The organism is Flavihumibacter sp. CACIAM 22H1, assembly GCF_001601815.1.
GTDB lineage: Bacteria > Bacteroidota > Bacteroidia > Chitinophagales > Chitinophagaceae > Flavihumibacter.
Window position 1 is genome coordinate 11,733 of sequence record NZ_LUKG01000003.1, and the last position, 7,392, is coordinate 19,124.

Genomic DNA, 7,392 nt, shown 5'->3' on the forward strand with positions numbered 1-7,392 from the left:
GGGGGTATAATCGCGACGCGCAATGGCTCCCCTTGAAGTTACCCAGTTAAAAGTGGGAAATTGGTTATCGGTCCAGTTATCAAACGGATCTACATCAAATAACAGAAAAGCCGTGGGAAGATCGACATAGATATTATTCAGAAAAAGAGAAGCATTCTCAAAAGAATTCCAAACATCCGTTTCGAGGATATTATTTTTCACTTCCGGCTCCAGGAATCCTTTATTACAGGAACTCATCAGTAAACCGGCTCCAACGGTAATGACAAGTACCCGTTTCATTGAATAAGCGCATAATTTTGAAAACATATACACTGATTTTAAAAATTAACAGTTGCACCAACGGAAATCACTCTTTCCTGGTAATAATAATCGGTGGTATTGGGAGATTCGGGATCCCAATATTTCGTTTTGGTAAAGGTCAGGAGGTTCTGACCTGCTGCATATAGTTTCAGATTATTCAATCCTTTTACTAAGCGGGGGAAGCTATATCCGACTGAAAGTGTTTTTAGCCTGAGATAATTTCCACTCCGTTGCCAAAAACTGGAAGTGAAGTTGTTATAGGCATTGGCCCCTGGATTGGTAAGGATACGCGGAAACTCCGCACCGGTATTATCGGGCCGCCAAACATCTGTATGGTGGCGGAAGGCCGTTCCATTAGACTGGTTGAACGGTAAGGCAGCCCAGCCGCTTAAGTAATAATTTACATTGGCAGCACCCTGCCATAACATATCAATTGTTAGATTCTGAATAGCAATGCCCCCTTCAAATCCGTAAATAATTTCCGGGAAATTCGGTTTACCGATAGGAACAATATCATCGGCATTTAATTTACCGTCGTTATTGATATCAGCATACTTTACATCGCCTGGCTTTGGTTTATTGGCAAGCGATCCGGTATAGGGTGTTTTTTCTATTTCCTCCTGTGATTGGAACAGACCCAGTGCCTGGTAGCCAAAGGGCTGATTAAATGGTTTACCAATCTGGGTACGATTAGGATTAGCCCGGATGGATTCAGATTCATTAATGTTTATTATTTTATTTTTTGCGTATGTGAAGTTAAACGCACCGGAAAGACTAAGCTGTTTCGACACCGGGTAAAAACTTGAAATCTTAAAATCTATTCCCCTATTTTCCATTTTCCCCGTGTTTTCCTGCCCTATGCCGATACCATATTCAGCTGGTAATATAGCGGTAGAAGCAATCAACATGTCATTTCTCTTCTCCGAGAAATAATCAAATTCGAGGTTCAGCTTTCCACCCCACATAGACAATTCAAAACCGATATCTGTTTTGATCGCTTTTTCCCAGGTAATTCTCGGACTTGGCTCTCTGACTTCATATACGCTGGCATTAGCTATATTATTAAAAAGGTAGGTGCTTCCAAGACCATATAACCGCAGGTATTGAAATGACTGATCTGCCAGGTTCCCCACAATACCCCAGGAGCCCCTGATCTTCAGGTTGCTGATTGCCGCAAAGTTTTTCATAAAAGATTCTTCACTAACTCTCCAGGCGCCGCTGAAACTTGGGAAAAAGGCATATTTCGCAACAGGTGAAAAATAAGACTGGCCATCGTACCGACCAGCTGCTTCAAAAAAATACTTCGACGCAAAATTATACCCGGCTTTGTAAACGTACCCAACCTGGGTTATTTTGCTTGATCCGCCGCTATTGGTTCTGTCTGCCGCATTGCTGTTTCCGGAGTTGGATAACTCGTCGATAAACAATTCATAGTTGGTGCGTCCGGCTCCGAAGTCTCTGTAATTATCGACCCTTGGTTCAAACACGCCCAGTACATCTACCTGATGTTCTTTAAAAGCGCGGTTGAATGCCACCATTACCTGTGTATTGAGTCGGCGGTACGAGTTATACCGTTCGCTCAGACTGGGCTTTGGCACATTCCCTTTACCGGATATATAAGTGGGCGGCGTACCTGGTCTTATTTCATAAAAGGTATAGGGTGTTCTCCATTGCTTATCCAGCTCTTCCGTTTTATCTATTGAGAAATTTCCCCGTAAAACGAGTCCTTTTACAAAAGGAATTTTCTGTTCAAGTTTAAGTGTAACGTATTGAGAATAATCGTCCTCTTTAAAATAGCCACTTTCATAAAGATCGAGATAAGGATTGCGTTCGAAATAACCTGCCGGTTTACCATCCTGGTAAAAAATCGGGTTGGTTGGGTTCAGCCGCCATAGGCCAAATAAAATAAATCCTGGTCCGCCTGCTGCACCAGGATATTTAGCATCCCGGAAGATTCCGGTATAATCGATGCCGGCTTTCGTATTTTCAGAAATACGGAAATCAACGTTGGAACGGATGGTATATCTTTTAAAATTGGTCACACTTCCCCACATAGCTGTCTGATCAACATAACCTACGGAGCCATAAAAATTAATGGTTTTATTACCACCTGTAACGGATAGGTTATGCTGATGAAGGCGACCAGTTTTCAGCAATCGTTTTACTCCGTTTTCATTGGCATAAAAATCAGGGTCGGAGCCATCTTTGAATTTTTGCAGGTCTTCCGCATCATATGGTTCTGACAAACCTTCGTTGCGCGCACCCTCGTTCTTAAGCGTAGCCCATTCAAAACTAGACAAGGTTTTTGGCAGGGTTACCGGCCTTGACCAGCCCGTTTTTCCATCGTAGTTAACCGAAAATTTACCAGAAGCCGTACCTCTTTTTGTTGTAATCAGTACAATGCCGTTTGCTCCACGAACACCATAAGGTGCAACGGAAGCAGCATCTTTAAGTATAGAAAAACTTTCAATGTCGTGCGGATCTACCGAACTTAACGGGCGCTCTACCCCATCTATAATAATCAGTGCGTTGGCATTTCCAATAGTACCGATTCCGCGTATCCGAATGGTGGCTTCGTCGTAGCCCGGTTCACCACTTGACTGTTTAAACAGGATACCGGGCGCCCTGCCCCCCAGCGTGTTGGTGATATTTGCAGTTGGCGCATCAGTTAGTTTTTTAGCATTTACCGTGGCAACGGAAGAGGTTAGCGAAGTCTTTTTCTGACTTCCATATGCTACCACAACTACCTCGTCCTGCATATTTTCTGCAGCCATTAGTTGAATGGTAATTTCCTGGTTGGGTTTAACAGACAGTTCCTGGCTAGAATAGCCTACATAGGAAACAGAAATTCGAAACGTTGTTCCAGATCCGGAACTAATTGAAAACTGACCAGTATCATCAGTGGTGGTAGACTGGTTAGTTGCTTTAAGGGTTACCGTAACGCCTGGTAAAGGCTGTCCGGATTTTGAATCAACTACTCGTCCCCGAAGAGCCGATGATTGGCCCACCGACATAATGGTCGGAAGTGTTAGCAGCCATAGCAGCAGCAGTCGTTTTAGAAATGACATAAGCAATTTAGTTTATGCCATAAAACTAGGAATGGTCAATGGGCATAACTAAAAGCTATTTGGCCACTTTTTAAACTTTTTTGACAAAAAAAACAAAGTATTTATAAAACAGCTGGCAATTTATTTATTTTTTGACCTATTTTAGTTGAGCAAAACGGGCTCCGGGTAACTGCCAGAACCTGTTAGATCTACCACCCATTGTATAGTTAGAACAAGTTCCATGTAATGAAAGCGCAACTAATTGATATCGACTTAAAAGGACTGCGAACCATCCAATTGAAGCGGGTAGATGCATATTTTCTGAATACTCCTTTTCACTTTCACCAGTTGTGTGAGCTTGTGTGGATCGAAGAGAGTTTTGGCAAAAGGATCATCGGAGACCATGTTGGACAGTTCGAAAAAAATGACCTGGTTTTAATGGGCCCCAACCTGCCGCATATCTGGCAGAATGATGATCAGTTTCTGAAAAAGAACGATAGCTTACGGGTAAAATCCACGGTAATCTATTTTCCTGCCGACCTTTTGCAAAATTTATCAGATGATGAAAGCATTATTAATTCTACCCAAACGCTGATCAAAAATTCATCTCGTGGATTACGATTTTATGGTGCCACGCTTCAAAAAGCCATCCACTATTTTAAATCTATTAATGAAGAAACCGGTATGAAAAAAATAATCCGTTTTCTTCAAATCATTGAATTACTATCCGTTTCAACCGACTTTGAATATTTAGCAAGTGTGCGTTACAGGAACTACCACGACAAAAAAGATACCGCCCGTATCAATGCTGTATACCAATTTCTTATTCAGCACTTTAATCGTGATATCAGTTTAGCTGAAGTGGCTTCGATCTGTTCCATGACACCCTCTGCTTTTTCCAGGTATTTTAAAAGCCGCACACAAAAACCGTTTATAAGTTTCCTGAATGAATTAAGAATTGGACATGCCTGTAAACTTTTACAGAACGACCAGTATACGATTTCCGATGTTTGTTACGAGTGTGGCTATAATAACCTAACTAATTTTAATAAATTCTTCAAAACCATTTCAGGCACTACGCCGTTACAATACCGAAAAAAATACCAACAATCGCAGGAATATAGAAATGCAGGGATGGAGCAGGATCTGCAATAAGCAGGGCTACTGCGCTTAGGGCTGCTTTATTTTTTTCCGATTAGTTCGTTTAATTTCTTTTCCACTGCTGTACGTTCTGCTACAGTAGCAATTTCTTTGGTAAGTGCCTGCCGGTAATAATTGACAGCAGCAGCCTGTTCATTCCGCTTAACAGCCATATCACCTGCCAGCACATAGGCATGATAATAGGATGGATTACTGGCAATGATGCTATCTGGCGCAACATAACCACCATCTATAATGCGTTGCTTAAAGGCCCTGAATTGGAGAAACCGTTGAAAAGCAGGTGTTTGCAAGAGTGTATCGGCCGCAATTGTGTAGTTGGTGTCAATGATCTCGCGTTCTTTTTTCAAGCCCCTCAGCGCAAGTACTTTATTCAGGTCATAACAGACAAACTTTCCTTCCTGCCAGGGTGCAGTAGACACCCATACCCGCCGGTGATTTGGCTCAAATACGATGGAATGGTGCGCAATAAGTTGATTAACCGCCTTCTCATTACCCAGCCCTATATCCACCCCCTGGAGGCCCCTTGTATCGCGCAAAATTCCAATGGTTTGTTCAACTGTATTTGCAGGTGCTTTTGCCAGCAGTTCCTGCATACGCTGGTACCTGTAAGCAGATGCACTTTCTTTAATCTGTTCCTGGTTAGAAGGCAGTTTGCTCAATTTCGGGCCCTGGAAATGATTTGCACAAATAATATAGTTCTGTTGCGGATCATAGACATCCAGCGCATCGGGCGTTTTTTCTATTACAACGGCTTTCTGGTCGGCTGCAGATCCTACCAAAAAAGATTCCGAAACAAACATGGTGCGGGAGTTCGCAATACGAATGGCTTCTTCAATAGTGGACGCATATTGCAGTATTTCTCTTGCTACCAATGATACAGGGGTGGCAGAACCGGGTGGTAAATCTGTTTTAGCCGCATTGATGGTAACGGTAAGCCCTTTTTCATTCATACCCGATACAGCGCCTGTAAAGCCGCCCCAGGTAACCGTCATAAATCCATAACCGCTGTCGGGTTTCATAAATGCCACTATTTTATCATCGGCAAAGCGGTCGCCTACATAAAAATCAAAATTGCGTCCGATTATAAAGGCACTGTCTTTTGAGTGGGCGCCCCATGTACCAAAAGAGGTACAGCCAACCAGTGCCATCGTTTGCAAGGCGTGGCCAATATCATGGGCTGCGTGGTAATTAAGAATACGTTGATAGGGGGTTCCTATATAATTATACTTGTCAGCAGCGGCCTGTGATACGCCATAAATTTCCTGCTTGTATTCCATGGAAATATGGCTGGGTAAATTACGATTGAAGAACCCGATAAAATATTTTAAAAAATGACGATAGAATTTAGACGGAATCATCTTTTCGATCTGTGCATTAAAGTGGTCTTCCTGGCGTTGTACCAGTTCTTTTGCCAACTTGCCATTGATCACCCCTCTTTCATACGGGCTTCCTTCGGTGTATAGTTCAAATAAGCCCGATTTCGATAAATGAAGCCAGTTATTGTTCAGGTAATAAAAGCTATCGGAAACCACCACAGGTTGCAGGTTGTCTGCTGAATGGTCTGCAACTGCAGGAGGACTTATCCTTGAAACTACAGCCAGGTAAATGAACAGGATCAATAACAATAGAACCGGTACTCCCAGGATGCCACCAATCCATTTCCAGATACGCCTGTTACTCGTTTTCATTGGCCAGTTTTATCTTTTCTAATAAGGTTTCCACCGGAATAAACTCCGCACAGGTAGTTAATGCCGTAATGGTAACGCCCAAAATTCCGTGTAATAATATATTCTGCCCTGTTAAAAATAGGTTCGGCACTTTTGTGCGGGTAGGCAGATAGGTACCCATGGGGTTCCGATAGTCTTTTGCAATACCATAGAGGCTGCCATCTTCTGTACCAATATAGTCCCGAAAAGACAGGGGAGTTGCGCTGGTATAAGACTGGATAGCGGCAGGAAGTTCCGGAAAGCGCTGTGCTACCAGCTCCAGCAGTTGCGCTGAGTGGGTTGCTTTAAATGCCTCGTATCCTTGTCCCCTGTCAGAGGGTCTGCTATCTGTATTAAAGCTTTCTTTCCAGGGCCTGCAGGCTGTTTCCGACATATAGGTAAGCAGGCTCATAGATTCTGCAAAACCTGGATTTTTCCGGTCTTTCGTAAAAAATACACCTACTGATAAGGGCCATAGTAAGGGATCGGCATGAACGGCCGACCATACGCCGTCCTTTTTATGCAGGTAATAATTATGATTGGGGTAGGGTACGGTGCCTGGCTTCAATACCGCATGAATACTGAAGCTGGATACCGTGTTTTCTAGTTTTGCAATCCTGCTGCGATAAGCCGTTCGAAAAAAGGGGCTATCCGTTATGCGTAATGTGTGTTTCGGATGCAGGTTGGAAATAAAGGAACGCCCGCTAAACCGCTGTCCCTTACTGGTGAGGGCCGCTGTAAGCCCCTCTTCATTGCCCTCCAGCTTTACCACTTCGGTATGGTTGAAGAGCTCTCCGCCCTGTGCCCGAATAAGTTTAACCAGGTGCCGGGTAATTTGCGAACCTCCGTCTTTCATTTTCCAGGCACTTTCCAGATAGCTGTTTACCACCAGCGCATGTACATAAAAGGGCGTTTTATTGGCTTCGCCGGCATATAAAAAATTATTCCCTGCCAATACTTCCTGTAAACGACGGTTGGCTGTTAATTGCTCTAAAAAACCCAGGGTGTCCATTTCCATTATACCCAGCTTCTCCTGCATTCCTTCACCGGTTCTGAGGTTGTACATCGGAAATCTTGCACAGATAGACCGGATGGCTTCACAATAACGATCAATTGCATCGGCTTCCTCCGGAAACTCTTTTTTTAATTGATCGCTGAAGTTTTCATAGCCTTGTGCC

General features: G+C 43.3%; 4 protein-coding genes and 1 pseudogene. 1 reads left to right on the forward strand and 4 read right to left on the reverse strand.

The genetic code is table 11. The annotated features are described in order from the left end of the window. Positions 1-306 (reverse strand): annotated as a pseudogene (locus tag A1D16_RS01380) (hypothetical protein); the annotation flags it as partial. Between the two features lie 11 nt (positions 307-317). Next, a complete protein-coding gene (locus A1D16_RS01385; protein WP_290707012.1) occupies positions 318-3,368 on the reverse strand; it encodes a TonB-dependent receptor in 3,051 nt (1,016 codons plus the stop codon). Between the two features lie 225 nt (positions 3,369-3,593). On the opposite strand from A1D16_RS01385, the gene A1D16_RS01390 reads away from it, so the two are divergent. Next, positions 3,594-4,502 carry an AraC family transcriptional regulator gene (locus A1D16_RS01390; RefSeq protein ID WP_290707014.1) on the forward strand — a complete coding sequence of 303 codons (909 nt, stop codon included), beginning with the start codon at positions 3,594-3,596 and terminating at the stop codon, positions 4,500-4,502. Positions 4,503-4,528: 26 nt separating this feature from the next. Here A1D16_RS01390 and A1D16_RS01395 read toward each other — a convergent pair whose 3' ends face one another. Both A1D16_RS01395 and A1D16_RS01400 read right to left on the reverse strand, forming a co-directional pair. Then, positions 4,529-6,196, reverse strand: a complete 1,668-nt coding sequence (locus tag A1D16_RS01395) for a C45 family peptidase (protein WP_290707016.1) — start codon at positions 6,194-6,196, stop codon at positions 4,529-4,531. Next, a partial coding sequence (locus tag A1D16_RS01400; protein ID WP_290707018.1) for an all-trans-retinol 13,14-reductase occupies positions 6,183-7,392 on the reverse strand: 1,210 nt, incomplete at its 5' end. The genes A1D16_RS01395 and A1D16_RS01400, both read right to left, overlap by 14 nt.